We start from the raw sequence: 25,372 nt of genomic DNA, 5'->3' as shown, positions 1-25,372 counted from the left end.
CACCGCGTCATATCCCCAAAGAACCACTCCCCCCGTTGAAGAACAACCTGACCGCAAACGCGGTCAGGTTAGGGAGTCGGCTGGACCGGTAGCCCGCAGCCGGTAATGTAGCGGCTTGCGCCGCAGGTGTTTTACTGGATTATCGGGTCAAGCCCGATAATGACGGGCCGGGGAGTGGGAATCCATACTGCCCCCCCACCGTCATTCCAACGCAAGTTGGATTGCGCGTATCATCCCTGATATGCGCCCTTGCGGGCTTACGCGCAATTTTGCACACCGCGCGAAATGACCTGCACCGTAATTAAAATATCAACCGTCATTCCAGCGCACGCCGGAATCCAGTAAGACAACTATCCGGCGTAGCCGGATTCCTTATGTTGTGTCATTTTTGCTTCCGCAGAAATAACGGCGTGTTTAACTGGATTATCGGGTCAGCCCGATAATGACGGACCGGGGGCGGAAATCCAGGCTGCCCTTTCACTGTCATTCCACCCCCGCCCTCGTCATTCCAACGAAAGTTGGAATCCAGTCAACCATTGTCCCGCATAGCGGGACACGACCGCCAAGGATGGCGGAAGTGCAGATTTTGCTGGGAGCAAAAATCTGCCAACACCACCAAGCCCGATAATGACGAGCCTTAAAATCAATCAGCGATTCTACGAATACTCGGTAATATCGTTCAAAGTCCGGGTTACCGCACAGTTTAAGTGTGATGGCATCTTACGGCAAATTTCGCTGGCTTGGTCTTTGGAATCACAGCGTAGATAAATGGAGCAGCCGCTGCCGTTCATTTTTGCGTCCCCATAAAGGCTCAGGGTTTTGAGCGCTTGATCCACTTCGGGGTGAAGGGCGCGGGTAATCGGCTCAAGATCATTGGCGGTATTTCCGGTTTGCGCCCGATTTTTAATTAGGGTGTTTTTGATCATGGCTTTTTTGATCATGGCTTTTTTGCTCAGGGCTTTTTTGGTTATCGATGAGTGACCGCGTTGATCAAAGCGGGAGAACACCGCCGAGGTTGAAACCGCCACCGATGGAAGGCACATGCAACACCAATGTTGCGGCGGCTCGAAGCGTTCAAACACATCGCCAATGCCCGTGGCCCAACACGATTTTCCATAGATGAATAGCGGCACATCGGCGCCGAGCCTCGCGGCCAGGGGCAGCAAGTCATCTCGGGTCAAGCCTAAATTCCAGAGTCGGTTCAACGCCAACAAAGTGGTGGCGGCGTTTGAACTGCCGCCGCCCATGCCGGAGCCTGGCGGGATTTTTTTGGTTAAGGTGATGCGCACGCCCGGCGCATCGCTTGACTGAAATTCCGTGTGAAATTCTTTACGCAGCAGTTCGGCGGCGCGGATGATTAAATCATTTTTCGGAAGCGAAAATTCATGCTCATCGCGCCGAACAATGCGGCGGTCTTTCCGGACTTCAAATTTCAATGTATCGGCAAAATCAAGAAATTGAAAAACCGTTTCCAATAAGTGATAGCCATCGCTTCTCTGTCCGGTGATATGCAGAAACAGGTTAATTTTTGCCGGCGAGCGCATGACCAGAGCGCGTGCGCTTGACCCCACCATGACTTCGCTCATGGGAGATAATTCCGATTGCCGGGTGGGTTGATCGCCGACCAACGCCGCAAAATCACCTTGACGCGCAACTGATCGCCGATATACTTGCCGTGGTCATCATAAAGCGCCATGCCGCCGGGCAATGACGCGAGCGTGAGTTTGCGCGGCAAGGTGAAACCAGCAACCGACCGATATTCCTGATATTCGATATGCCACACGCCCTGGTTCAGGCTTTTCAGTCGTCCATATTGGTCAATGACAATGTCCGTGGCATGGTCATCCGGCAATCCTCGGCACCACATAATCAGTTCCGCAAACGGCACCCGCCAGCCCAATCGTTGATATAACACCTGAGCCGCGCTCTCGCCTTCAATCACCGCGCCCTTGGTGTCTTTCAGGATGGCGGCATCGCCGGTCACCGAAATTTTTATGCGGCCGCCGCCGAAGGGGCCATAAAGTTCAATTTCCTGACGGTCATTCCGGTACGACCATTTCAATGTGGCCGAGCCGCCTTGGTCGCCCGTTTTAACGCCGATTTTTCCCTTGATCTCCCAACTGGACATCGTTGAGTTATTTAATTTCTGCTGTTGCCAAAGCGCAAGCGCAGCGGATGTTGCCGCAGACTGTTTTGGAATGTTGGTTGCGCAGCCGGAGATCACAACAATCGTGCAGGCAATCGTGCAGGCGATAAAAAATCGGTAATAAAAAGGCATGTCTGCGGGCTAACAAGGGTGTGCTGGAGAATGGCTGGGCGCGAAATAGGTCTATTGTTGCTGAGAAAACCGGGCCATGGTGTTTTTCAAAATTACATTTTCCGGCCCCCACTCGGTGCCCTGTCGCCAGATTTTTATGGCTTCATCTTGATGACCGGTAACCCAAAGCGCCTCGCCCAAATGCGCGGCAATTTCAGCATCCTGCCTGATAGCCATCGCTTGCCGCAAAAATTTTATCGCCTGTTCATTATCACCCAACCGGAAATGAACCCAACCCATGCTGTCGAGAATAAAACCATCATCAGGCAGCAACTCATTCGCTTTAACGATTAACGCCATGGCCTCGCTCAGCCTGTCGGTCTGATCCGCCAGGGTATAACCTAACGCATTATAAGCATGAGCATTGTCGGGTTGCAGCGTGATTAACTTACGCATATCCTGCTCATGCAGCTCCAGCAATTCCATCTGAGCGGCAAGCAGCCCGCGGTTATACAATAAATCCGGTTGGTCTGGAAACTCTTCCAACCCCTCATCGAGCAGCAATCTTGATCGATGCAACTGATTATGCTCCCTTAGCAATGCATCTTGTTCGAGAATAATTCGGGTTCTCTGGGCATCGTTGGCCGTAACAATTTGCTGCAAATGGTTCAAGGCGGAATCGAGATCATCGCGTTGCGCGATGACCCGCGCCATTTTTACCTGCGCGTCCAGGTAATATCTTGGCGACGAAACGCCGTGCAGATACAACGCGGCGGCGGCGTAATGCTTTAGTTTAAACTCAATATCAGCCAGATAAATTCGGCTTAGATCCGTTTTTGGCCAGTTTTGATTATTTGTTGGATTGAGTTCAAGGTAGCGCCGCAGCGCTTTTTTGGATTCCTCCAACAAGTCCTGGTCCAGATAAATGACGCCGATTCTGAACAGCGCGTCGACGGAATCAGGATTGAGCGCCAGTATTTCCTTGAGGCGGCCGAGCGCGCCGTCAATGTCATCCTGTTGAATCAATAGTCGCGCATACTGCAACTTGAATTTTTCGTGTTGCGGGTTGGCTGTTAGATAATGCTCCGCGAAACGGGTCATGCTATCGAGGTTTAGAGTGGATAATTCCGATAACTTGAGCGTGCCGGGAAATTCCCAATCCGATTTGAGTTCAAGGGTTTTGTCCAGCAACCTGATAAATTCATCGGCGTTGCCGAGCCGTGAAGCGAGTAGGGCGGCGGTCAGCGCAAGTTGCGCGTTGTCAGGATTTTTTTCGACTTGTTGCATAAACTCGGGCAACACGGTTTTCTGATCCTGCGCCGACAACAACGCCGCAATATCCTGCAACACTGAGGCATCAGAAAAAGCCTCAGGCGTGGTCTGATTTTTCGCCAAGTCAATTAGCGCGCTCAAAGCCTTCTGAGCTTCGCCTAATTTAAACTGCGCCTTCGCCAGCACCAGAATTGCCCGGTGATTATCCGGTTGCAGACGATTAAAAAATTCAGCGAGCGCGATCGCCTGTTGATACTGTTCAAGGTCCATCGCAAGTTGGATGGCTTCGGAGATAAGGCGGCGATCTTCGGAGTGGTAGGCTGCGCTTGAAAGCGCTTCCAGCGCGACGGCGGGCCGGTTTCTTTGGGCCGCGATTGACGCCACTAAAATATCGTACAGCAGTTCGGCAGTGAGTCGGGATTGCGGTTTTGTTTCAGGTGACAGCGTAAGCACCGGTTCGTGTTCATGCTCATTCTCGGGCGCAAGCGCCTGGATTGAGTTATGCGCGGAGATTTCGGTGCTCGGTGAAGGCGATTGACAGGCGCCAATGAGCAGTAAAACTCCGACGCCAACGAGCGGTTTTGCAAGATGCCGCGGTGAAAATTTAACTGCGGCGAGCGCGCCATGATCCGAAAAAAACATCATTGCAGTCTACCAATATTTTCAGTCGCCTTGCCAGGATTTTGCGGTTGATTATCACTATAATGCTTCACAACATGCATATTTTAAATGCTGCATATTTTAACCTTAGGCTTGAACCACCAGACCGCGCCCATTGAAGTGCGCGAAAAGGCGGCGTTTGGCCCGGATTCCATCCACCAGGCTTTAGCGGATCTGACCCAATCCGCGGGGGTGGCGGAAGCCACCATATTATCCACCTGCAATAGAACCGAAATTTATTGTGGCCAGGAAAACGCTGATAAAACACGTATTCTGGCTTGGTTGTCTGAATACAGCGGACTCAATCAGCGCGATTTGGACAAAAGCATCTATCACTACCCCAATGAAGCCGCGGTGAAACATGCGTTTCGCGTTGCTTCGGGGCTGGATTCAATGGTGTTGGGCGAGCCGCAAATTCTGGGTCAAATGAAGGATGCCTTTCTAACCGCATCGAGTATCGGCGCTACCGGAAAAGTGTTGAACCGATTGTTTCAGCATACTTTTAGCGTCGCCAAGCAGGTGCGAACCGATACCGCGATTGGCGCCAATGCGGTGTCGGTGGCGTATTCCGGCGTCAACCTGGCCAAGCGAATATTCACCCGACTTTCGCAGCAGACGGTATTGTTGATCGGCGCGGGCGAGACCATTGAGTTAGTGGCCAGACACCTGAAACAGAATCAAGTGAAGCATATCATCATCGCTAATCGCTCTATCGATAAGGCGCAAACTTTGGCGCGCGCGGCCGGCGGCGAGGCCATTACCGAAGCTATTAGCCTGGCTCAAATTCCAGAACGCTTGCACCACGCCGATATTGTGGTTACCTCAACCGCCAGCACCTTGCCGATTTTAGGAAAAGGCGCCATTGAGGCCGCGCTGAAAAAACGCAAGCACAGTCCCATGTTTATCCTCGATCTGGCGGTGCCGCGGGATGTCGAACCCGAAGTCAGTCAACTCAAAGACGTGTATTTATATACCGTTGACGATCTGAAATCCATGGTTGACGAGAATCGGGAGGAGCGTTTGCGCGCGACTGAACAGGCAGAAAACATCATCGACTTTCAGGTGGTGAAGTTTATGCGCTGGATGCGCTCGTTGGAATCGGTGCCCGCGATAAAATCCTTCAGAGCGGGGTTGAACGATTTAAAACAAGCGGAATTGCAGCGCGCGCTTAAAAAACTGGGTAACGGCGGGGACGCCGAAAAAGTTCTTGAGCAACTCGCCAGAGACTTGACCAATAAATTCGCGCATCAACCCAGTCAGGTGCTTAAACAAGCGGATATCGACGGCAATGCCAGCATTATCTCGGCCGCGCGAAAGTTATTTAATTTATAACTTTTGTCAGTTTTCTCATATGGTTTTTTCAGGCGAAGCGCGGATGAACCCATCTATTAAACAAAAATTGCTGCAGGTCGTTGACCGACGCCAAGAGCTCAATGTGTTGTTGTCGGAGCCTGAGATTATTTCCGCTCAGGACCAGTTTCGAAAACTGTCTATCGAGTTATCGGAAATCGTTCCCATCGTCGAGACCTTCAATCAACATCAGGCGCTGGCTCAGGAGTTGACGGAGACTCGCGCCATGCTGGAGGATTCCGATAGTTCAATTCGAGCCATGGCGAAGGATGAATTGCCGGCCCTGGAACAGCGGTTGCAGGAATGCGACCACGATCTGCAAACCTTGCTGCTGCCGAAAGATCCTAATGATGGTCGCAATATCTATCTTGAAATTCGCGCCGGCACCGGCGGTGATGAGGCCGCGCTGTTCTCCGGTGACTTGTTCAAGATGTACCATGCGTATGCCGAAAGCCGTCGCTGGCAGGTGGAAGTGATGAGCAGCAGCGACGGCGAACATGGCGGCTATAAAGCAATTATCAGCCGCATAATCGGCGACGGCGCGTATTCGCGGTTGAAATTTGAATCGGGCGCGCACCGGGTGCAACGCGTGCCGGAAACGGAATCTCAGGGGCGCATACACACTTCCGCGTGCACGGTCGCGGTCATGCCAGAGGCGGACCAAATGGATGAGATTGAAATCAACCCGGCCGATTTACGCATAGACACATTTCGCGCTTCGGGCGCGGGCGGGCAGCACGTGAACAAAACCGATTCAGCCATCCGCATCACCCATCTGCCCAGCGGGGCGGTGGTGGAATGTCAGGATCAAAGATCGCAGCATAAGAATCGCGCGCGCGCACTGGCGGCGCTAAAATCAAAATTACTCGAAGCGCAAATTCAGCAGCAACAGCGAGAACAGGCAAGCACGCGCAAATCGTTGGTGGGCAGCGGCGATCGCTCCGAGCGGATTCGCACTTATAATTACCCGCAAGGCAGAATCACCGATCATCGGGTCAATTTAACGCTGTACAAATTGGATGAAGTGCTGGCCGGCAATGTCGATCAAATTATTGATGCATTGATAGCGGAACATCAGGTGCAGTTGCTGGCCGAGTTAAATAACGCTTAAAATTTAGCATAAATATTGGTTCAAGATACTTTAAGGTATAGTGAAATGGTCATAACTAATTGTTCTATAAATGAAAAACAAGCATGTCATTCGTTGCCGAGTTTCGGAGAATAAATCCAGGGCGATTCCACGGCTGTTTTGCCTTGATTCGAGGCTTGCAAAGTCGCTCAAATCACTGGCATCTCTGGCCCGGCGACCAGCCGATTGTATACTCAAATCAGACAACGCATCGCCGGGCAATGCGAGCGTATGTGTTCACTAATTCATTGCCCGTTTTGTTCCTTTCCAGCGGTGTTTTAGCACCGCCCTCTCGGCCGTCATTCTCGCCGGCAGGCGAGGATCCAGAGTGGCGTAGCCGCCGGGACGCGCTCATACATTAGCGGTAAGCAATAAGCACCATAGCCTTGCCGTCATTCTCGCATCAAACGGCGCGGCATCAAAGCAAAGGAGTTCGGCTACGCCGAACGGTTTAATAACTGGATTGCCCGGCCAATAATAATAATATGGGCCGGGCAATGACGGACTGGGGAGACAATGGTGAATTGAGAGGACAAAGGCGAGTTGAGACGCCAATGGCACATCGAGAATAAGAAATCCGGCTGCGCCAGAGCACGTTTTAGTGTCACGCTTTGCGTGACACTTATTTACCATTGTCCCCCCGGCCCGTCATTCTCGCCGAAGGCGGGAATCCAGTTAAATATCTGTCACGCGTAGCGTGACTCCTTTTGGCATCCGGCTTTGCCAGACACAAACCGGCGGCTACGCCGCAAAGGAGTCCGGCTACGCCGGACGGCATATTCCACTGGATTGCCCGGCCAATAATAATATGTGTCGGGCAATGACGACCCTTATTTGTCATTCTCGCCGCAGGCGGGAATCCAGAGTGGCGAAGCCGCGATAATAAGGAGTTCGGCTACGCCGAACGGTTTAATAACTGGATTGCCCGGAACAAGCCGGGCAATGACGGATTATAGGTAATAGAGCACGTTTTAGTGTCACGCTTTGCGTGACACTTATTTACCATTGTCCCCCCCGGCCCGTCATTCTCGCCGCAGGCGGGAATCCAGTTAAATATCTGTCACGCGTAGCGTGACTCCTTTTGGCATCCGGCTTTGCCAGACACAAACCGGCGGCATCAAAGCAAAGGAGTTCGGCTACGCCGAACGGTTTAATAACTGGATTGCCCGGCCAATAATAATAATATGGGCCGGGCAATGACGGATTATAGGTAATAGAGCACGTTTTAGTGTCAGGCTTTGCGTGACAATTATTCACCATTGTCCCCCCGGCCCGTCATTCTCGCCGAAGGCGGGAATCCAGTTAAATATCTGTCACGCGTAGCGTGACTCCTTTTGGCATCCGGCTTTGCCAGACACAAACCGGCGGCTACGCCGCAAAGGAGTCCGGCTACGCCGGACGGCATATTCCACTGGATTGCCCGGCCAATAATAATATGTGCCGGGCAATGACGGATTATAGGTAATAGAGCACGTTTTAGTGTCACGCTTTGCGTGACACTTATTTACCATTGTCCCCCCCGGCCCGTCATTCTCGCCGCAGGCGGGAATCCAGTTAAAATATGTCGTCCGGCGTAGCCGGACCCCTTTGAAAGAGTGTGAGTTTCGCTTCAATATGCGCCACGAAAATGGGTGTCAATATCTGCTAAAATCTATCCGAAATCACCGCTTAAAGTATCTTGAACCAATATTTATATGCGACCCTGGCACAAACCGCACTACAAACTGGCTTTTACAAGTAATTGACCCAGCATTTGACTATAGGCGAGTTGCTAACCTGGTCTAAAAAGCAGTTCTTCGGGATGGAGAATGGGTATATGGAATCCAGAATTCTGTTGGGTTATGTATTGGGCAAGGATGCGGCCGAGTTGATCGCGCATGACGACCACACATTATCCGCCGCGCAAATAGACGCTTACCACAAAATAGCGGGCCAGCGGCAACAGGGCGTGCCGGTCGCCTACTTGACCGGGATCAGGGAGTTCTGGTCGCTGCCGATCAAGGTAAATGATCGGGTTTTAATTCCCCGCCATGAAACCGAAACACTGGTTGAGCGTGTATTGGCGCTGATTGATGGCGGTCCCAAGTCCGACCCCAAGTCCGGTCTCGGCACCCGCATTTTGGAGTTGGGCACGGGTAGCGGCGCCATCGCCTTGGCGTTGGCATCGGAGTTGCCCGCATCAAGCATCGTGGCTACGGATCATTCAGCGCGCGCTCTCGCGGTTGCGCGTGGCAATCAGGCCGCCTTGGGACCCACCTCAGGACTTAACAACATCGAGTTTTTGCAGAGCGATTGGTTCGCAAATCTGCGCCGCGAAAAATATCATCTGATTTGCTCCAACCCGCCGTATCTATCCGCCGATGACGAGCACTTGCAGATTGGTGATGTGCGTTTCGAGCCGCGCGCCGCGCTGGTTGCCGATGAGCAGGGCTACGCGGCAATCAACCACATCGCGCGCCATGCCAAAGCCTATCTTCGCTCAGGCGGATGGCTTGTGCTTGAACATGGATTCCAGCAAGGCCAGGGCGTTCGGCAACGATTGTCCGATGAAGGTTATGGCGACATAACCACGGCTCAGGATTTGAGCGGCAACGACCGGGTTACTGCGGCGCGATTGCCGCGCGATCAAATGTACGGGCATTGATGAACCATGCCGGTCACTTCAAGCGGACAAATATACCGGACCTCGGCTTCGGATCGAAATAGGTTGATTTTGGCGGCATCAACAAATCCGCATCCGCGACCTTCATCAACTGCTCAATTGAAGTGGCGTAGCAGGCGAAAACCACTTTCCAGCCCTCACTGCATTTTTGTTTAATGCCTGCATCACCGCTGACCCCGGCAATATAATCGAGCCGCGCATCCCCGCGCATATCCTTGATGCCGAAGATCGGCTCTAAAATCAAATTTTGCAACAGGGTGACATCCAATGAATTAACCGGGTCTGTTTGCTCGATGCATTGCGGCAACACATTAAGGCGATACCAATTCTGATTGATATACATTCCAAATTCGCCATGCTGGGACGCATCGAATGCGGTCTGCCCGCGCAGTTTTTTGACCGCGAAACAGGCTCGCAACGCTGCCACGATTTGGGTTTCATCCAAGCCGTTCAGGTCTTTGACGCAACGATGAAAAGGCAGCAAGTTGAGTTGGTTGTCCGGGAACAGCGCGACCAGCAGTTGGTTATAGGGTTCGTCTCCATGGTTGCCCCCACGATTGTTATGTTGTTCGCGCATCATTTCAGCGTAACGATATCCAGACGCGGCGCGGTGGTGTCCGTCGGTCAGGTAGGTTACCTCAATTTTACTGAACAGCGCGATCAATTTCTGTTGTTCGACCGAGTTCTCGATACGCCATACCCGCTGTTTGACGACTTGTTCGGCACCGTCTTCCGAGATAAACTCAAGGTCATCGGGTTTTTCAATCAGCCGAGCGACATAATCGTCTATCGCATCGCTTTGCGAATACGCCAGGCAAATCGGGCTGGACGAGACGCCGACGACTTTTTGGTAGCGGGTCAGCAAATCCTCTTTGTCGCTACGAGTGTTTTCGTGTTTTCGCACCAAGCCTTTTTCGTACTCTTCAATGCCAATTTCGCAGACCACGCCAGTTTGCACATGCGCGCCGCTGCCTAACTGATACACAAACAAACAGGGTGTCTTAAGTTTTTCGTAAGAGCCGTCATCCAGCAGTTTGTCCAGATTCGCTTTATTGGACGACAAAAGTTGAGATTGAGTCGGCCGCGCATCGGCGGGAAAATCCTCCAGCAGGCGCATGGTGTTTAAAAAATTTTGCGGATTGGCTTCAGCGAATTGTCGGCGTTGTTGCGGCGAGACGGAATCATACGCCGGCGATACCACTTGCTTGGCGCGCGCGGCATTGACCAGATAACCCGCAAACGCTTTGATTTTGGGCATGGCCGCGAATGTTTGAGAAGAGAGTCAGCCGTTGGTTCTGGCGTTGTTGTCGCTAAAATCTGCCATAAATTCAGCGAGCGCATCGACGCTGCTTTTGGGCAGCGCGTTGTAAATGCTTGCCCGACAGCCGCCGACGCTTCTATGACCCTTTAAGTTCATCAAGCCAACTTGCGCGCTTTCGGACAGAAATTTTTGCTCCAACTGTTCGCTGGGCAATCGGAAAACCACATTCATCTGCGAGCGACAGGCAACCTCCACCGGGCATGTGTAGTAACCATCGCTGTCGTCAATGGCGCGATACAAGGCCCCGGATTTTTCCGCCGCCAGAGTTTCCATCGCCGCCAAGCCGCCTTGCTTTTTCATCCATTTCAAGACTTTGCCGAACATATAAATGGGAAATACCGGCGGCGTGTTAAACATCGAACCGCTGGCTTCGTGTATATCGTAACGCAGGTAGCGGCCGAGGTCGCGGTTGGTATGCTCAAGAATCGATTTGCGAATGAAAATCACGGCCATGCCGGCTGGCCCAAGGTTTTTCTGAGCGCCGCCATAAACCAGATCAAACTTCTCCCAAGGCAACCGGCGCGCCATATATTCGGACGACACATCGCCGACCAATGGAACATCAACCTCCGGCCATTCGGCAAAGCGAATGCCGCCAATCGTTTCGTTGGTGGTGATATGCAGATAACGGGTGTGGTCCTGCATTGCCAACTCGGCGCTGGTCGGCATTCGCGTATAGTTATTTTCCGCGCCGTCCCAGGCGGTGTAAATATCCCCATACGCTTTGGCGTCGGTGATGGCGCCGTCGGCCCATGCGCCGGAATTGACATAGGCGCCTTTTTGTCCATGGGTCAGCAAATTCATCGGTATCATGGAGAATTGCAGCATGGCCCCGCCCTGCAAAAACAGCACGCTGAAATCATCGGGCACTTGAAATACTTCCATGGATAACGCCATCGCCTCAACGGCGACCGCATCAAAGTGCTTGCCGCGATGGCTCATTTCAATCAGCGACATTCCGGCGCCCTGATAATCGACGAATTCCTGCTGCGCCTGTCGCAGAACTTCCAACGGTAGGGTGCAGGGTCCTGCGCTGAAATTATGTTTGCGGTTTGAATCTGAGTTCATTGTTTTTCCTCATAGTTATTGTGGCGTTGATTGCGGTCGCGATAAAAATTTGCGCGCCGGTCAATTGACGCAATTTTGCAAGTCGCCCTGTTGGTATGACCGCACCACTTGCAACACGCCCTCGGCCACGGCCATTTGCGCCTGCTCGGTCGAGGCGCCGATGTGATGCGTGCCGCATACCCCGGGATGAGCGGCGATTGCCGAGTCGAAACGGTCGTCGCCGGCGCCGGGTTCGTTGTCATAAACATCCAGCCCGGCGCGAATTCCCTTGCTTTCCATTGCCTCGATCAACGCCGCTTCATCAACCAAGTCGCCACGCGAAGTATTGATCAACATCGCGCCGTGTTTCATTTTATCTAAAAATGTTTTGTCCACCATCTTATTGGTTTCGGGCGTGACCGGCAAATGCAAACTGACAATGTCGCAAGTCGCGAGCAGGTCGTCCAGCGACGCAAGTTGCACGATGCCGAGATCGCTGATGCGTTTTTCCGCGTCTTGCGAACGACCGGGTTTTGCCAGCGCGTGCACGCGGATACCAAATGCGGCGGCGCGTTCAGCAACCGCCAAGCCAATGGCGCCGAGCCCGAGCAGGCCCAGTTTTTGACCATACAAGCCCTGAGCGCTGGCGTATTTTTTCTTCGCCCAAACCTTGTTCCTAAGGTCGCTGACATTGTCCGGAATATGGCGGTCAATGGCGATAATCAAACCGATAACCAGTTCTGCAACCGCTATCGCATTGGCCCCAGGCACATTGCAGACACGAACGCCTTTGCTGGCGGCATGCGCCTTGTCGATGGAGTTGGTGCCGGCGCCGGCGCGTATCACCAGTCGCAACGCCGTGCCCGCGTCAATGGCGGCGGCGTCAACTTTGGTGCTGCGCACGATCAAGATTTCGTGGTCGCCGAGCGCTTCGCCTAGCGCGTCTCCTTGCAACGCCGGATTGAAGGTTATTTGGTGGCCGTTTTTGATTAATTCCGATTGATAGGATTCAGGGAAACTGTCGGCGATGAGTATGTTCATGTTCATGTTCAGGTTCATTTTTGAGTGCGGGTTGCGTTACGATAAAATTCTTTCAAGTCTAAATCTTCAAGTCTAAATTATTTGCATGGCTTTGGGGGATGTTAGCAAAGTTGTCGTGGCATTTGTGCGCGCTGGCGCGTTTGCGATTATCGTTTTCGATTATACTGTGCGCTCGGAAAATTTTGGACTTTTATCATGTATCAATCATTTAGGCCACCCAAACGGCTTTTGATGGGGCCTGGCCCCACTATGGTTCATCAGCGGATTCTGGACGCCGCCGCAAGATCGACCATCGGTCATCTCGATCCTGCCTTTGTGGCGCTGATGGATGAGATTAAGCACTTGCTTCAATATGTCTTCCAAACCGAAAATTACATGACCATGCCGGTCAGCGCGCCGGGCTCGGCGGGCATGGAAATGTGTTTTGTCAACTTGATTGAAGTGGGCGACCAGGCGATTGTCTGCATCAACGGCGTGTTCGGCGGGCGCATGAAGGAAAACGTCGAACGCTGTGGTGGCCGCGCGGTTGTCGTGGAAGATCAATGGGGCGCGCCGGTCAGTCTGGAAAAAGTCGAGCAGGCATTGAAAGATAACCCGGATGTCAAAGTGGTTGCGTTTGTCCATGCGGAAACCTCAACCGGCGCGTTATCCGATGCTCAAGCCTTGGCCAAATTGGCGCACGAGCATGGCGCGCTGGTTATCGTCGATGCGGTGACATCGCTGGCCGGCGTGCCGCTGATGGTGGATGAGTGGCAACTGGATGCGGTCTATTCGGGCAGTCAAAAATGTCTTTCGTGTTTTCCTGGATTGTCCCCGGTCACGTTTTCCGAAGCGGCTTTGGATAAAGTCCGAAATCGAACAACCAAAGTCCAAAGTTGGTTTTTGGACATCAATTTAGTGATGGGATACTGGGGCGCGGAGGGCGGGCGCTCCTACCATCATACCGCGCCGGTCAATTCCTTATATGCCCTGCACGAAGCGTTGTTGATGGTGCATGAAGAAGGCATTGAAAATGCCTGGGCGCGACACCAGCGCAATCATCAATTACTGGTTGCCGGACTCGATGAGTTGGGCTTGGCGTTATTGGTGGAACCGCCCTATCGGCTGCCGCAACTGAATGCGGTGCTGCTTGCCGATGGCGTTGACGATGCCGCATCCCGTAAAAACTTTCTTGATAACCATGGCTTGGAAATCGGCGCTGGGCTCGGCGTGCTGGCCGGCAGGATTTGGCGCATCGGGTTAATGGGGCAGGCAAGCAGAGCGGATTACGTTGCGCGCTGCCTGGCGATCTTGAAAGAGCGGGTAGCGAATTAATCCGCAGCGCACCGCTGAAGTCAAACCTGGTCGCGCGCCAATATTCTTAACATGCGCCGTAGCGGTTCCGCGGCGCCCCACAGCAGTTGATCGCCTACCGTAAATGCCGAGATATACCGCGCGCCCAGATTGAGCTTGCGCACGCGTCCCACGGCGATGGTCAACGTGCCGCTGACATAGGCCGGGGTTAGTTTGGCCAACGATGCCTCGCGCGTGTTTTCAACCAGCGCAACCCAATCATTGCCTTGTTCTAAAATTTGCTCGATTTCATCCAACGGCAAATCCTGTTTGAGTTTAATGGTGAACGACTGACTATGGCATCGCATCGTGCCGACGCGAACGCAGGTGCTTTCTATGGGGATCGGCCTCGCCTCCCGACCCAGTATTTTGTTGGCTTCCACCGCGCCTTTCCACTCTTCGCGACTGCTGCCGGAATCCAAATCGCTATCAATCCACGGCAGCAAATTGCCAGCCAGCGCAACACCGATTTCCCCGCTGGGCAGTTGATCTGAACGCAGCGCATCTATGACGGCTTTATCAATATCCAGTATTGAGCTGGCCGGATTTTTCACTAATTCACTGGCGGCTTGATTGACCACGCCCATTTGCTCAACCAGTTCGCGCATTTGCCGAGCGCCGCCGCCGGATATCGCTTGGTAAGTGGAAACAGCAATCCAGTCAACCAAATCAGCACTAAACAGGCCATCCAGCGCCATCATCATTAAACTGACCGTGCAATTGCCGCCAATGAAATCTTTTTGGCCATGGGCCAGGCCGTGCTCAATTATAGGCAGATTGACTGGATCAAGAATGATGGTGGAATCCGCTGACATGCGTAAGCTGGAGGCCGCATCAATCCAGCAACCCTTCCAGCCTTGCTGGCGAAGTTTTGCATGCACCTCAGCAGTATAGGCGCCGCCATGGCAGGTGACAATCACATCCAGGCTGGCTAGGGATTCCAGGTTAAAGGCGTCTTGCAAGGGTTGAATTTCCCGGCCGATGTCCGGGCCGGGTTGGCCGGTTTGCGAGGTGGTATAGAAAACCGGCTGTTCGATTAATGAGAAGTCATCTTGTTCGATCATCCTTTGCCGCAGCACTGAACCGACCATGCCCCGCCAACCCACAAACCCGACTCGATTTAATTTCATTGCAATGTTTCTTAAGATTTTTTAGGTCATCAATGGGCGGGATTATACTGATTCCCAGATAAAAATCTTTAATTTTTCTGGCGGACAGGTGTCCGGGCTCAGACACAAATGAGACTATAAGAGGATAAAAAAATCGGGTAGTCTAAGGTGAAATTGCTGCATATTTAATGATGCCAATGGCGTATTATCGGCAGCTCACCATGACTGTCTGATTTGCCGCATAGGCGGTGGCCGCATAATACGGGCTGAATAATGCCGGAAACATTCTGGATTCGTGGCATGACGAAAAAAGGAAACCGACATAATGATAGTGGCTAACGCCGCTGGTTTAATGACTGGATTGTCGCTTGCCTATTTTCCGTTATGTGGTGTTGTGGTGCGCCGCTCAATCGACCACGCATGTTTATGCGCCCCCTCATTCTCGGCTTCCACGCCTTGCCTAACGAAACATATGCGGCACTCAATGTTTGTCTGGATTATAAGGAGTTCGGCTACGCCGAACGGTTTAATAACTGGATTGCCCGGAACAAGCCGGGCAATGACGGGTTGGGGGAGACAATGGTGAATCGCAAGGTGTGACTCTCTTTGAGATGCCAATGGTAAATAATTGTCACGCTTTGCGTGACACTAAAACGTGCTCTGGCGTAGCCGGACTCATTTGCGGCGTAGCCGCCGGTTTTGTGCGCAACACAACGACCATAACGACCATATACTGGGATGCTTACAACGCTATAACGGCGAACGTCCGCTCTGGGGATTGGATTACTTGATGCCCTGCCAGTCCATCGTCAAACTTTTGCCCGATTTGTCCAGTATGTGGTGGCATAATACGGGCTTGTAGATAATCAAGTTGGCGTATAGAATACGCGGACCCGGTTTCCGGGATACGGTGTTTCGAGGTTTGCCATGGAGGCAAGTCCACATGAGTTGCGGCTTACTTCGACGCAGGTAAATTTTTTTAAATTGAGGAATATCATGGTTTTAACTGCCACAGATAAAGCCGCTGTTGTTAAACAACACCAGCGCGAAGAAGGGGATACCGGTTCTCCTGAAGTACAAATAGCGCTGATGACCGCGCGAATTCACGATCTTTCCGATCATTTCAAAACACACATCCACGATCATCATTCCCGACAGGGATTGTTGCGGTTGGTCAATCATCGCCGTAAATTATTGAACTATTTGAAAAACACCGACATCGAGCGCTATCGGGCTCTGATCGGCAAGCTGGGGCTACGTAAGTAGGTCGCACGTCAAACAAAAGCCCCATAATTAATACGCTATAGGAGAAACCTAAATTGAGTAAAACAGTAAAAACATTTCAGTACGGTCAGCATGAAGTACGTCTGGAAACCGGGGCGACCGCAAGACACGCCCACGGCGCAGTGATTGCCAGCATGGGTGATACCGTGGTCATGGTTACGGTTGTGGGGCGGAAAGAATACAAGGGACATGACTTTTTGCCGTTGACCGTTGATTACGAAGAGCGAAGTTACGCCGCCGGCAAGATTCCCGGCGGTTTTTTTAAGCGCGAAGGCCGGCCATCTGAAAACGCCATCCTCACCTGCCGGTTAATTGATCGACCTATTCGACCGCTGTTTGCGGACGGATTCATGAACGAGGTGCAGGTCATTGTCACTGTCCTGTCGGTCGATCCCGAGATTAACCCGGATATTTTGGCGTTGATCGGGACTTCCGCGGCGCTGGAGATTTCTGGCTTGCCCTTCAATGGCCCGATTGGCGCCGCGCGAGTCGGGTTTGTGGATGGCGAGTATGTGCTGAATCCGAGCGCCACGGTTTTAGCCGAACAATCGGCATTGAATTTGGTCGTGGCCGGCACGCAAAGCGCGGTGCTTATGGTGGAGTCCGAAGCCCAAGTCTTGAGCGAAGAGCAAATGTTAGGCGCGGTCATGTTTGGGCATGAGCAAAGCCAGGCCGTGATCCAAGCGGTTAAAGAGCTGGGCCAGGAAGCCGGCAAGGAAAAATGGGACTGGCAGCCGGCCGAGCAGGATTCGTCGTTGCACGATCGCGTCGCTGCGCTGGTCGGCGAGCGCATCGAAAATGCTTATCAAATCACCGATAAAGCCGAGCGGCGAAATGCGCTGTCCGAAGTCAGGGACGATATACTTGCCGAGTTGTGCCCGGCCGATGCTGAAGTCGATCATTCGGCGGTCGTGTCCGATGAGATTAAATCCATGGAGAAAAAATATGTGCGTGACCGCATCATTGCCGGCCAGCCGCGCATTGATGGACGCGATGCTAAAACAGTGCGTCCCATCAGCGTTGAAGTCGGCGTATTGCCGCGCACCCATGGCTCGGCAAAATTTACCCGCGGCGAGACCCAGGCGATTGTGGTCGCCACTTTGGGCACCGAGCGCGATTCACAGATTATCGATGCTTTGCAAGGCGACTATCGCGATAGTTTTATGCTGCACTACAATTTTCCGCCTTACTGCGTCGGCGAGACCGGTCGCGTCGGCACGCCGAAACGCCGGGAAATTGGTCATGGGCGGTTGGCAAGGCGCGCCATCAAGGCGGTTCTCCCGAGCCAGGAAGAATTTCCCTACACCATTCGGGTGGTGTCGGAAATCACCGAATCCAACGGCTCCAGTTCGATGGCGAGTGTGTGCGGCACCAGTCTGGCGTTGATGGATGCCGGGGTCGTGACCAAGGCGCCGGTTGCCGGCGTGGCCATGGGCTTGATCAAGGAAGACAATAGCTTCGCCGTATTGACCGATATACTGGGTGATGAAGATCATCTTGGCGATATGGATTTCAAAGTCGCTGGCACGGCTGAGGGCATCACCGCATTGCAGATGGATATCAAAATTGACGGCATCACCGCCGAAATTATGGCTCAGGCGTTGCAGCAGGCAAAACAAGGCCGACTGCATATTCTGGAAGAAATGAATAAAGTGATTTCCGCCCCACGCGCCGAGATGTCGGAATTTGCGCCAAGAATTGTCACCATGAGCATCAACCCCGAGAAAATTCGCGATGTCATCGGCAAGGGCGGGTCTGTGATTCGCGCCTTATCCGAGGAAACCGGTGTGAAGATTGACATCGACGATGACGGCACCATAAAAATCGCGTCCACCGATAATGCCGCCGCCCAGGAAACGATACGCCGAATCGAGCAAATTACCGCGGATGTTGAAGTGGATACGATTTATGACGGCAAGGTGGTTCGGTTGATGGACTTTGGGGCGTTCGTGAACATCTTGCCCGGGCGCGATGGCTTGGTGCATATTTCCCAGATCTCCAACCAGCGGGTTAATCAGGTTAGCGATGTGCTCAAAGAGGGCGATCAGGTCAAGGTGAAAGTGCTGGAAGTGGATAAGCAAGGGCGGGTCAGGCTGAGCATGAAGGCGTTGGAAGAGGGTTGATGCTGCTTGTACATCCTGATGCAAAGAAAACCTGTTGCAAAGAAAGTTCTGAGTTAAGCGTTTCCTGATAGGGTCGCCGACATGGTTGAGTCAGACACCGTCACGCCAAAACCCCGGCCCGAACCCCAGCCGTCAACCGCTAAAACGGCCGGAGAAATGCTGTCATCCGCAAGAGAGGCATTGCGGTTGTCCGTTGAGGATGTCGCGAGTAATTTGAATCTTGGGGTGGATGCCATTGATGCTCTGGAACGAAACCAATACGACCGGCTTCCAAGTTGCACGTTTGCAAGGGGCTACCTGAGAGCCTACGCCCGTTTGTTGCATCTGGACGCGGACGAAGTTATCGCCAAGGTGGATTTAAAACCCGAGCAGTTTTCAGGCGCGCCGACCTTCATGAGCGCGCTAAAACTAAAGAGCAAGGCGCCAAGTCGATCAAACAAGGGCCGATCAAACAATGGCCGACCAAACAAGGGCCGACCAAACAGGGGCCGACCAAACAGGGGCCGACCAAACAGGGGCCGACCAAACAAGTCGAGGAGGCTGTTTTTCAAGTTTGCGCTGTTCATTATTGTATTGACTGGCTTGTCGTTATTTGGGTTGAATCAATGGTCACACTTGGATACAAAGAAACTTGCCGGATTTTTAAAGCTGCCGATTGCCGAGGATTCCGCTAAGACGGGTAACGATTCCCATAACGACCCCCATAAAATCCTGTTTCCGGCCACGGAAAACTAATGGTTGAGAAGAACAAAAACAAACGCTATTCGTGTTGGCTAATGCGTATTGCAGCGACACCGGATTGCAGTGAAAACCAACCGTTGCGGGAATTGGTTAGCCTTTATCATCCCGTCATTGTCGGTACCCGATAATCCAGTGAAACACCCGCGGCGACAGCCGCTGACCTTGCCCGGCGGCGATGGCACGCGGTTTCAGGGGTGGTATTGGGGCAGAGCCATGGACGTATCGCAATCCCCCCAACCCCCCCAACCCCCCCAACCCCCCAACCCCCCCCCCCACCCTTATCAGGGGGGCTTCGCATCGTCCACTCGCGATGACGGCGGCTCAGTCTCCCCCCCCTGATAAGGGGGGGGAATCAAGGGGGGTTCGCGGATTGCTCCGTCTCCCTCAAAGGCGCGCGCCGGCTTCGCCGCTGGATAATAACCGCCCGTCATTATCGGGCTTGACCCGATAATCCAGTGAAAAAGGACAGCGGCGCAAGCCGCTACATTATTCCGTAGGGCGGTGGTCTTCGATTTCGGGTAAAATATATTCTTTCTTTACATTCCGCAAAGCACCCAAGGTAAGCGCTATCGTGGAATGTTTGCATTCCTCCGTTGCCTTTTAACCCATAACCATCAGGATGGACAATTATCTTGACTCCGTATTTTGATTTAGGTGGGCACACTCGGCCAATCACCACATCGTCTTCAGAAGCGCAAATATGGTTTGACCGCGGTCTCAATTGGTGCTTTGCGTTTAATCAGGAAGAGGGCGTTCACTGTTTCCAAAAAGCGCTGCAACATGACCCCGATTGCGCGATGGCATATTGGGGCATCGCTTATGCAGCGGGGCCTTTTTACAATATGCCGTGGTGTGATTTTTGCCCGCAAGAGATAACACGATGCACAAAATTTTGTTTCGATAATATTACCGGCGCGCGCTCTCTTGTCTCCAATGTCTCCAAGGTCACTAGTGTGGAGGCTGGCCTAATCAACGCATTGGCGGCGCGTTTTCAATGCGCGCATGGCGTCGCGCCCGAGGAGTTTGACGCATGGGATGATGCCTACGCTGAGGCAATGCGACAGGTGTATCAAAAATTTCCGCAAGACCTGGATGTTGCGGCGCTTTTTGTCGAAGCGATGATGACACGAACGCCCTGGAGACTTTGGAATGTGAAAACCGACCAACCGGCTGACGGCGCCGACACGCTGGAATGTTTAGCCGTGCTTGACCAAGCCCTGGCGCAAGTTAAGGCGCAGGACTTGCCCCAGCATCCGGCTATTTTACATCTGCATATTCATTGTCTGGAAATGTCGCCCGCGCCGCAGCGCGCATTGGAGTCGGCCAACATGCTTCGCGGCATGTGCCCGGAGGCCGGGCATATCCTCCACATGCCGGGCCACATCTATGTTTTGTGCGGGCTTTACGCGCAGGCGAAGGTCATCAGCGAGGACGCCATCCAGGCCGACCGAAAATATCTTGATTACGCGGGACCTTATAATTTCTACACTTCGTCTCGTTGCCACGACCTGCATTTGATAATCTATACCTGCATGTTTATGGGTCAGTTTGCGCCCGCCATGCAAGCGACTGATGAAATGTGTGCAACATTGTCCCGCGATGTGTTGGCAATCAAGGGCCGCCCGTATCTTGCCATGACCTTGGAAGGCTATTATTCAATGAAAATGCATGTGCTGGTGCGGTTCGGCAAGTGGCGGCAAATTATTGATACGCCGCTGCCGCAATGCCCACATCTATACTGTGTCTCGACCGCGATGCATTATTATGCCAAGACCATCGCGCATGCGACGCTGGGGCAAATCGCGCGCGCCGAACGAGAACGCGCCTGTTTCTATGACTCCCTCGCCAACATTCCGGATGAGCGCAAGTTTTTCAATAACCGCGCGTTGACTATTTTGGAAATTGCGCAAAACATGTTGAATGGCGAACTTGAGTATCACAAAGGAAATTATGCGGATGCGTTTCAATATCTGCGTGACAGCGTGCGCCTGGATGATAATCTTGCCTATTCCGAACCCTGGGCGTGGATGCATCCGCCGCGGCACGCGCTCGGCGCCTTGCTGATAGAGCAGGGACATTATGACGAAGCGGAATCCGTTTATCGCACAGATCTTGGGCTCAACAATGAACTGCAACGCTGTAGCCAGCATCCGGATAATGTATGGGCTTTGCACGGACTGGCCGAATGTTTGCGTCAACGCCGCCAAAAAAATCAGCCGGGTGATCATGATAAAAATAATGAGTGGGACGAAATTACAGTAAAATTAGGCCGGGCAATGGCAAAGACCGATATTCCGATTACTTCTTCCTGCTGTTGTCGTAAAAACACCAGGCAACATCATTAACGCAACCGCGGTTTCGTCTATTATAGTTTATGCTGTTATAGTTTTTGGCTATTATAGTTTTTAATACAATCAATTAGACTAATCAGATCCATTACCCTAAAATTGCCCAGGTCGGTAATGCGACATGAAAATTTAGATCCAAAACACACGATTAGGAGTGAATGACATGAGTTTGAAGAGCACGAATTTAAAGAATTCGAAAACAGAGCAAAACCTCAAAGACGCCTTTTCCGGGGAATCCCAAGCCAATCGCCGATATTTGTATTTCGCGGCAAAAGCCGATATTGAAGGCTACAATGACGTTGCCGCCGTGTTCCGTTCTACTGCTGAAGGCGAAACCGGGCATGCCCACGGCCATCTTGAATACTTGGAGGAATGTGGCGATCCGGCCACTGGACTGCCGATTGGCCCGACTCCGGATAACCTGAAAGCCGCCATCGCCGGCGAAACCCATGAATACACCGATATGTATCCGGGCATGGCAAAGACCGCCCGCAACGAATCATTCGATGAAATTGCAGACTGGTTTGAGACTCTGGGCAAAGCCGAACGATCCCATGCGAATCGTTTCCAAAAAGCGTTGGACGAGATTTAGTCGGCACAATTAAAGGCACTGGTCGTTGGTCGCCGCCGCGATTTAGTACCTTGAATATCAAGCGGTTATAACAGACATCTTTTGTCAATCCTGATGGAGAAAAGGGAAAACAGGGAGGGCAGTCTGGACGCGCCCATCCGCCATCCGATTGATTGGAAAAACCCGGAGTTTTATAATCAGGACGCGCTTTACCATGAAATGGAGCGGGTGTTTGACCATTGCCACGGTTGTCGCCGTTGCGTCAACCTGTGCAATTCATTCCCCACGCTATTCGATTTAGTGGATCAATCCGCCACGCTGGAAGTCAACGGCGTGGACCAGCAGGATTACTGGAAAGTCGTGGATCAGTGCTACTTGTGCGATTTGTGTTACCAGACGAAATGCCCCTACATTCCGCCGCATCCGTGGAATATCGATTTTCCGCATTTAATGTTGCGGGCGAAAGCGGTGAAGTTCCAGCAAGGTCGGGTTGGCAGTGGCGAAAAAATTCTGTCCGCGACCGATGCCGTTGGCAAACTTGCGAGCATTCCCATCATCGTCAATGTGGTCAATGCCGCGAACAAAAGCAAGCCGATGCGCAAGGTATTGGACAAGGTATTGGGGGTTCATCCTGAAGCCGGCCTGCCAGCGTATCACAGTAAAACGTTGCGTAAACGGTTGCGGGGGGAGTCTCTGGTGCCGGATCATTTCGTTCAATCAACCGAGAAAATAACGGTGAGGCAAACAACGGCGACCGAAAAAACCACCGGAAAAGTGGCGCTATTCGCGACCTGTTACGGCAATTACAATGCCCCGGATTTGGGCGAGGATCTGGTGCGGGTGCTAAAGCACAACCAAATTCCGGTGACGCTGGCTGAGCGCGAGCGCTGTTGCGGCATGCCAAAACTGGAACTGGGGGATTTGGAGTCGGTCGCCAAAGCAAAGGAAACCAATATCCCCCATCTGGCGGTGCTGGTCGATGCCGGCTGGGACATCATCGCGCCGGTGCCCTCTTGCGTGATCATGTTTCGGCAGGAGTTGCCGCTGATGTTTCCTAACGACGACCAGGTTCAAAAGGTGGCAAAAGCCATTTTTGATCCGTTTGAGTATCTCATGCTACGGCACAAAGGCGGCGCGCTGAATACCGAGTTTAAGCAATCGCTGGGGAAAGTCGCCTACCATGTCGCCTGTCACCAACGGGTGCAGAAGATTGGATTGAAAACCAAGCAATGCCTGCAGTTGATTCCAGGTACCGAGGTTACCGCGATAGAGCGTTGTTCCGGGCATAACGGCACCTACGGCGTTAAAAGCAAGTTCTATAAAATGGCACGAAAACTGGGCCGGCCAGTGGTCAATAAAGTGATTCAAAGCGAGGCCGATCACTACGGCAGCGATTGTCCGATGGCGGGCAAGTTTATAGAGCATGCGTTGGCGGATGGGTCAACTACATGCCACCCTATATCGCTGCTGCGGAAAGCCTACGGTATTTAGATTTCACTGTAAGTTATTTATATATCCTATTGAAATATATAAGTTAAATGTCAAAGTTAAATAAGATGGACCTGATGTCGCTGGAAGAATACGCCCGCCAGCGTTCAAATTACCGCGAGCAGGTCATGGCGCATAAAAAATCCCGCCAGGTCGCGTTAGGACCGAATGCCACGTTGTATTTCGAAGATCGGCTGACCATGCAATACCAAATTCAGGAAGTGCTGCGCGTTGAAAAGATTTTTGAAGCCGATGCCATCGACGAAGAACTGCACGCTTACAACCCGTTAATCCCGGATGGCGCCAACTGGAAGGTTACCTTTATGATTGAATATGAAGACCAGGCGGAGCGCAGAATAGCGTTGTCAAAATTGATTGGCATTGAACGTCAAATATGGGTGCAAATTGGCAGTTTTGCCAAGGTTAATCCTATCGCCAACGAAGATTTAGTGCGCGAAACCGAGGAAAAAACGTCCGCGGTTCATTTTTTGCGCTTTGAATTGAGCGCCGAAATGATTGAAGCCGCGCACCACGGCGCAGAAATAAAAATTGGGGTCAATCATTTTAACTACGCTTATGAAACCGGCGCGCTGCCGCAAAATATCGCTGAATCACTGGCCGATGATTTAAGCCGCATCATTTAAGCCTGGCCATTTAAGCCTGGCCATTTAAGCCTGGCCATTTAAGCCTGAACATTATTCTGGATGACCCTAAGCGAACTTAAATATATTGTCGCGGTTGCCAGAGAGCGGCATTTTGGTCGTGCTGCAAGATCCTGTTTTGTTAGCCAGCCGACACTGAGTGTTGCGGTAAAAAAACTCGAACATGAGTTTGACATCACTTTGTTTGAAAGGGGATCAAACGAGATTTTATTAACACCGATGGGCAAGCGCATGGTCGAGCAAGCGCAACAGGTTTTGGAGGCCGCGGCCAAGTTAAAAACCATCGCGCGCGCAAGCGACAATGACCTGGTCGAACCGCTGCGCATCGGCATCATCTATACGATTTGTCCTTACTTGCTGCCGCACCTGATTCCGATATTGCGCGAGCAGGCCGCGGACATGCCGATCATTGTTGAAGAGGGTTTCACCAACGACCTTAGGGTGCGGCTAAAGCAGGGCAGTGTGGATGCCATTATTGTGTCCAACCCATTTGCCGAGCCCGGCGTCGCCACCGAAGTGCTGTATAAAGAGCCCTTTGTGGTGGTGCTGCCGATATCCCATCCGCTTGCTCAAAAGAATGAAATTGACATTGCGGAACTCGAATCCGAAACCGTTTTATTGCTGAGGCAGGGCAACTGTTTTCGCGATCAGGTATTGGAAGTGTGCCCGGCCTGTCAGCGCGGCGGCGGGCCGGACGACTTGCAGAAAACCCTGGAAAGCGGCTCCATTGAAACCATGCGTCACATGGTAGCAAGTGGCGTAGGGATTACCATTTTGCCGTGCTCGGCGGTGGGCGCAGAGGAATATTCCGGTCGGTTGCTCAGCATCAAATGTTTCGCGGACATCAAGCCGGGCCGGGATGTGATTCTTGCCTGGCGCAAGGGTTATCCGCGCGAGCAGGCCATTCAGGCACTAACCGCAGCCATCCATAGTTGCCCTCTGAGTTGTGTGGAAATGGCTGGATAATCTTCATGA

The 25,372-nt window shown here is 52.4% G+C and carries 27 protein-coding genes; 16 read left to right on the top strand and 11 right to left on the bottom strand.

Annotation, left to right across the window (positions count from 1 at the left end; translation table 11 throughout):
• Positions 1 to 656: 656 nt before the first annotated feature.
• From ispE to ACP158_RS11255, 3 genes are read right to left on the bottom strand one after another with little or no spacing between them, the layout of a single operon-like run.
• Complete coding sequence (gene ispE, locus ACP158_RS11265) at positions 657 to 1,586, bottom strand: 4-(cytidine 5'-diphospho)-2-C-methyl-D-erythritol kinase (RefSeq protein ID WP_424946220.1); 930 nt, start codon at positions 1,584 to 1,586, stop codon at positions 657 to 659.
• On the bottom strand, positions 1,583 to 2,278 hold the full coding sequence (lolB, locus tag ACP158_RS11260) for a lipoprotein insertase outer membrane protein LolB (protein WP_424946219.1): 696 nt from the start codon (positions 2,276 to 2,278) through the stop codon (positions 1,583 to 1,585). The genes ispE and lolB overlap by 4 nt, the downstream gene beginning before the upstream one ends.
• A gap of 51 nt (positions 2,279 to 2,329) precedes the next feature.
• Entirely contained in the window at positions 2,330 to 4,174 is a 1,845-nt protein-coding gene (locus tag ACP158_RS11255; protein WP_424946218.1) for a tetratricopeptide repeat protein, read from the bottom strand.
• Between the two features lie 84 nt (positions 4,175 to 4,258).
• Here ACP158_RS11255 and hemA point away from each other — a divergent pair, with 84 nt between their 5' ends.
• The 3 genes from hemA to ACP158_RS11240 all read left to right on the top strand — a co-directional run bounded on the left by hemA (position 4,259) and on the right by ACP158_RS11240 (position 6,912).
• Entirely contained in the window at positions 4,259 to 5,521 is a 1,263-nt protein-coding gene (hemA, locus tag ACP158_RS11250; protein ID WP_424946217.1) for a glutamyl-tRNA reductase, read from the top strand.
• A gap of 43 nt (positions 5,522 to 5,564) precedes the next feature.
• Entirely contained in the window at positions 5,565 to 6,650 is a 1,086-nt protein-coding gene (gene prfA / locus ACP158_RS11245; protein WP_424946216.1) for a peptide chain release factor 1, read from the top strand.
• 70 nt (positions 6,651 to 6,720) lie between these two features.
• Positions 6,721 to 6,912 (top strand): hypothetical protein, encoded by a 192-nt coding sequence (locus ACP158_RS11240; protein ID WP_424946215.1) that lies wholly within the window; start codon positions 6,721 to 6,723, stop codon positions 6,910 to 6,912.
• A gap of 107 nt (positions 6,913 to 7,019) precedes the next feature.
• Here ACP158_RS11240 and ACP158_RS11235 read toward each other — a convergent pair whose 3' ends face one another.
• From ACP158_RS11235 to ACP158_RS11220, 4 genes are all read right to left on the bottom strand, one after another.
• On the bottom strand, positions 7,020 to 7,301 hold the full coding sequence (locus ACP158_RS11235) for a hypothetical protein (protein WP_424946214.1): 282 nt from the start codon (positions 7,299 to 7,301) through the stop codon (positions 7,020 to 7,022).
• Entirely contained in the window at positions 7,291 to 7,509 is a 219-nt protein-coding gene (locus tag ACP158_RS11230) for a hypothetical protein (RefSeq protein ID WP_424946213.1), read from the bottom strand. Before ACP158_RS11230 ends, ACP158_RS11235 begins: the two co-directional genes overlap by 11 nt.
• Positions 7,510 to 7,667: 158 nt before the next feature.
• Positions 7,668 to 7,865, bottom strand: coding sequence for a hypothetical protein (locus tag ACP158_RS11225; RefSeq protein ID WP_424946212.1), 198 nt, complete (start codon positions 7,863 to 7,865; stop codon positions 7,668 to 7,670).
• A 52-nt stretch (positions 7,866 to 7,917) separates the two neighbouring features.
• Positions 7,918 to 8,154, bottom strand: a complete 237-nt coding sequence (locus ACP158_RS11220; RefSeq protein WP_424946211.1) for a hypothetical protein — start codon at positions 8,152 to 8,154, stop codon at positions 7,918 to 7,920.
• Positions 8,155 to 8,484: 330 nt separating this feature from the next.
• Between ACP158_RS11220 and prmC the strand changes: the two genes are divergently transcribed.
• Entirely contained in the window at positions 8,485 to 9,312 is an 828-nt protein-coding gene (prmC, locus tag ACP158_RS11215) for a peptide chain release factor N(5)-glutamine methyltransferase (protein ID WP_424946210.1), read from the top strand.
• A 13-nt stretch (positions 9,313 to 9,325) separates the two neighbouring features.
• Here the strand turns inward: prmC and ACP158_RS11210 are convergent, their stop codons facing one another.
• From ACP158_RS11210 to ACP158_RS11200, 3 genes are read right to left on the bottom strand one after another with little or no spacing between them, the layout of a single operon-like run.
• Complete coding sequence (locus ACP158_RS11210) at positions 9,326 to 10,588, bottom strand: DUF1015 domain-containing protein (protein ID WP_424946209.1); 1,263 nt, start codon at positions 10,586 to 10,588, stop codon at positions 9,326 to 9,328.
• A gap of 24 nt (positions 10,589 to 10,612) precedes the next feature.
• A complete protein-coding gene (gene serC / locus ACP158_RS11205; protein ID WP_424946208.1) occupies positions 10,613 to 11,719 on the bottom strand; it encodes a 3-phosphoserine/phosphohydroxythreonine transaminase in 1,107 nt (368 codons plus the stop codon).
• Between the two features lie 60 nt (positions 11,720 to 11,779).
• Positions 11,780 to 12,739 carry an NAD(P)-dependent oxidoreductase gene (locus ACP158_RS11200; protein ID WP_424946207.1) on the bottom strand — a complete coding sequence of 320 codons (960 nt, stop codon included), beginning with the start codon at positions 12,737 to 12,739 and terminating at the stop codon, positions 11,780 to 11,782.
• 192 nt (positions 12,740 to 12,931) lie between these two features.
• Here ACP158_RS11200 and ACP158_RS11195 point away from each other — a divergent pair, with 192 nt between their 5' ends.
• Complete coding sequence (locus tag ACP158_RS11195; protein ID WP_424948456.1) at positions 12,932 to 14,053, top strand: pyridoxal-phosphate-dependent aminotransferase family protein; 1,122 nt, start codon at positions 12,932 to 12,934, stop codon at positions 14,051 to 14,053.
• 20 nt (positions 14,054 to 14,073) lie between these two features.
• On the opposite strand, the gene asd is transcribed toward ACP158_RS11195, so the two are convergent.
• Positions 14,074 to 15,201 carry an aspartate-semialdehyde dehydrogenase gene (gene asd, locus ACP158_RS11190; RefSeq protein WP_424946206.1) on the bottom strand — a complete coding sequence of 376 codons (1,128 nt, stop codon included), beginning with the start codon at positions 15,199 to 15,201 and terminating at the stop codon, positions 14,074 to 14,076.
• Between the two features lie 435 nt (positions 15,202 to 15,636).
• On the opposite strand from asd, the gene ACP158_RS11185 reads away from it, so the two are divergent.
• The 11 genes from ACP158_RS11185 to ACP158_RS11135 all read left to right on the top strand — a co-directional run bounded on the left by ACP158_RS11185 (position 15,637) and on the right by ACP158_RS11135 (position 25,363).
• The gene (locus ACP158_RS11185; RefSeq protein WP_424946205.1) at positions 15,637 to 15,780 is read left to right on the top strand and encodes a hypothetical protein; all 144 of its coding nucleotides are present in this window, start codon (positions 15,637 to 15,639) and stop codon (positions 15,778 to 15,780) included.
• A gap of 17 nt (positions 15,781 to 15,797) precedes the next feature.
• On the top strand, positions 15,798 to 15,971 hold the full coding sequence (locus ACP158_RS11180; RefSeq protein WP_424946204.1) for a hypothetical protein: 174 nt from the start codon (positions 15,798 to 15,800) through the stop codon (positions 15,969 to 15,971).
• 205 nt (positions 15,972 to 16,176) lie between these two features.
• The gene (gene rpsO / locus ACP158_RS11175; RefSeq protein ID WP_424948455.1) at positions 16,177 to 16,446 is read left to right on the top strand and encodes a 30S ribosomal protein S15; all 270 of its coding nucleotides are present in this window, start codon (positions 16,177 to 16,179) and stop codon (positions 16,444 to 16,446) included.
• 53 nt (positions 16,447 to 16,499) lie between these two features.
• Positions 16,500 to 18,587: a polyribonucleotide nucleotidyltransferase gene (gene pnp, locus ACP158_RS11170; protein WP_424946203.1), complete on the top strand. Its 2,088-nt coding sequence runs from the start codon at positions 16,500 to 16,502 to the stop codon at positions 18,585 to 18,587.
• Positions 18,588 to 18,668: 81 nt separating this feature from the next.
• Positions 18,669 to 19,322 carry a helix-turn-helix domain-containing protein gene (locus ACP158_RS11165; RefSeq protein ID WP_424946202.1) on the top strand — a complete coding sequence of 218 codons (654 nt, stop codon included), beginning with the start codon at positions 18,669 to 18,671 and terminating at the stop codon, positions 19,320 to 19,322.
• A gap of 117 nt (positions 19,323 to 19,439) precedes the next feature.
• Positions 19,440 to 19,667 carry a hypothetical protein gene (locus ACP158_RS11160; RefSeq protein WP_424946201.1) on the top strand — a complete coding sequence of 76 codons (228 nt, stop codon included), beginning with the start codon at positions 19,440 to 19,442 and terminating at the stop codon, positions 19,665 to 19,667.
• 293 nt (positions 19,668 to 19,960) lie between these two features.
• Positions 19,961 to 21,673: a tetratricopeptide repeat protein gene (locus tag ACP158_RS11155; RefSeq protein ID WP_424946200.1), complete on the top strand. Its 1,713-nt coding sequence runs from the start codon at positions 19,961 to 19,963 to the stop codon at positions 21,671 to 21,673.
• Between the two features lie 166 nt (positions 21,674 to 21,839).
• A complete protein-coding gene (locus ACP158_RS11150; RefSeq protein WP_424946199.1) occupies positions 21,840 to 22,268 on the top strand; it encodes a rubrerythrin family protein in 429 nt (142 codons plus the stop codon).
• A gap of 90 nt (positions 22,269 to 22,358) precedes the next feature.
• A complete protein-coding gene (locus tag ACP158_RS11145) occupies positions 22,359 to 23,738 on the top strand; it encodes a heterodisulfide reductase-related iron-sulfur binding cluster (protein ID WP_424948454.1) in 1,380 nt (459 codons plus the stop codon).
• A gap of 47 nt (positions 23,739 to 23,785) precedes the next feature.
• Positions 23,786 to 24,379, top strand: coding sequence for a DUF3501 family protein (locus tag ACP158_RS11140; protein ID WP_424946198.1), 594 nt, complete (start codon positions 23,786 to 23,788; stop codon positions 24,377 to 24,379).
• Between the two features lie 60 nt (positions 24,380 to 24,439).
• Positions 24,440 to 25,363, top strand: coding sequence for a hydrogen peroxide-inducible genes activator (locus ACP158_RS11135; RefSeq protein ID WP_424946197.1), 924 nt, complete (start codon positions 24,440 to 24,442; stop codon positions 25,361 to 25,363).
• The last annotated feature ends 9 nt before the right edge of the window (positions 25,364 to 25,372 follow it).

This window comes from Candidatus Spongiihabitans sp. (genome assembly GCF_965247905.1).
Lineage (GTDB): Bacteria > Pseudomonadota > Gammaproteobacteria > Arenicellales > Poriferihabitantaceae > Spongiihabitans.
Note: the sequence above shows the minus strand (reverse complement) of the source record. Positions and strands in the feature narration are given on the sequence as shown.

Bases quoted from the DNA above. Each gene is read 5' to 3' on its own strand.
- ACP158_RS11200 (WP_424946207.1), bottom strand. From the start codon at position 12,739: ATGAACATACTCATCGCCGACAGTTTCCCTGAATCCTATCAATCGGAA.
- ACP158_RS11140 (WP_424946198.1), top strand. From the start codon at position 23,786: ATGTCAAAGTTAAATAAGATGGACCTGATGTCGCTGGAAGAATACGCC.
- ACP158_RS11210 (WP_424946209.1), bottom strand. From the start codon at position 10,588: ATGCCCAAAATCAAAGCGTTTGCGGGTTATCTGGTCAATGCCGCGCGC.
- lolB (WP_424946219.1), bottom strand. From the start codon at position 2,278: ATGCCTTTTTATTACCGATTTTTTATCGCCTGCACGATTGCCTGCACG.
- ACP158_RS11150 (WP_424946199.1), top strand. From the start codon at position 21,840: ATGAGTTTGAAGAGCACGAATTTAAAGAATTCGAAAACAGAGCAAAAC.
- ACP158_RS11240 (WP_424946215.1), top strand. From the start codon at position 6,721: ATGAAAAACAAGCATGTCATTCGTTGCCGAGTTTCGGAGAATAAATCC.
- asd (WP_424946206.1), bottom strand. From the start codon at position 15,201: ATGAAATTAAATCGAGTCGGGTTTGTGGGTTGGCGGGGCATGGTCGGT.
- prfA (WP_424946216.1), top strand. From the start codon at position 5,565: ATGAACCCATCTATTAAACAAAAATTGCTGCAGGTCGTTGACCGACGC.
- ACP158_RS11135 (WP_424946197.1), top strand. From the start codon at position 24,440: ATGACCCTAAGCGAACTTAAATATATTGTCGCGGTTGCCAGAGAGCGG.
- rpsO (WP_424948455.1), top strand. From the start codon at position 16,177: ATGGTTTTAACTGCCACAGATAAAGCCGCTGTTGTTAAACAACACCAG.
- serC (WP_424946208.1), bottom strand. From the start codon at position 11,719: ATGAACTCAGATTCAAACCGCAAACATAATTTCAGCGCAGGACCCTGC.
- ACP158_RS11180 (WP_424946204.1), top strand. From the start codon at position 15,798: ATGGTAAATAATTGTCACGCTTTGCGTGACACTAAAACGTGCTCTGGC.
- ispE (WP_424946220.1), bottom strand. From the start codon at position 1,586: ATGAGCGAAGTCATGGTGGGGTCAAGCGCACGCGCTCTGGTCATGCGC.
- hemA (WP_424946217.1), top strand. From the start codon at position 4,259: ATGCTGCATATTTTAACCTTAGGCTTGAACCACCAGACCGCGCCCATT.
- ACP158_RS11235 (WP_424946214.1), bottom strand. From the start codon at position 7,301: ATGGTAAATAAGTGTCACGCAAAGCGTGACACTAAAACGTGCTCTGGC.
- ACP158_RS11165 (WP_424946202.1), top strand. From the start codon at position 18,669: ATGGTTGAGTCAGACACCGTCACGCCAAAACCCCGGCCCGAACCCCAG.
- prmC (WP_424946210.1), top strand. From the start codon at position 8,485: ATGGAATCCAGAATTCTGTTGGGTTATGTATTGGGCAAGGATGCGGCC.
- ACP158_RS11255 (WP_424946218.1), bottom strand. From the start codon at position 4,174: ATGATGTTTTTTTCGGATCATGGCGCGCTCGCCGCAGTTAAATTTTCA.
- ACP158_RS11230 (WP_424946213.1), bottom strand. From the start codon at position 7,509: ATGACAAATAAGGGTCGTCATTGCCCGACACATATTATTATTGGCCGG.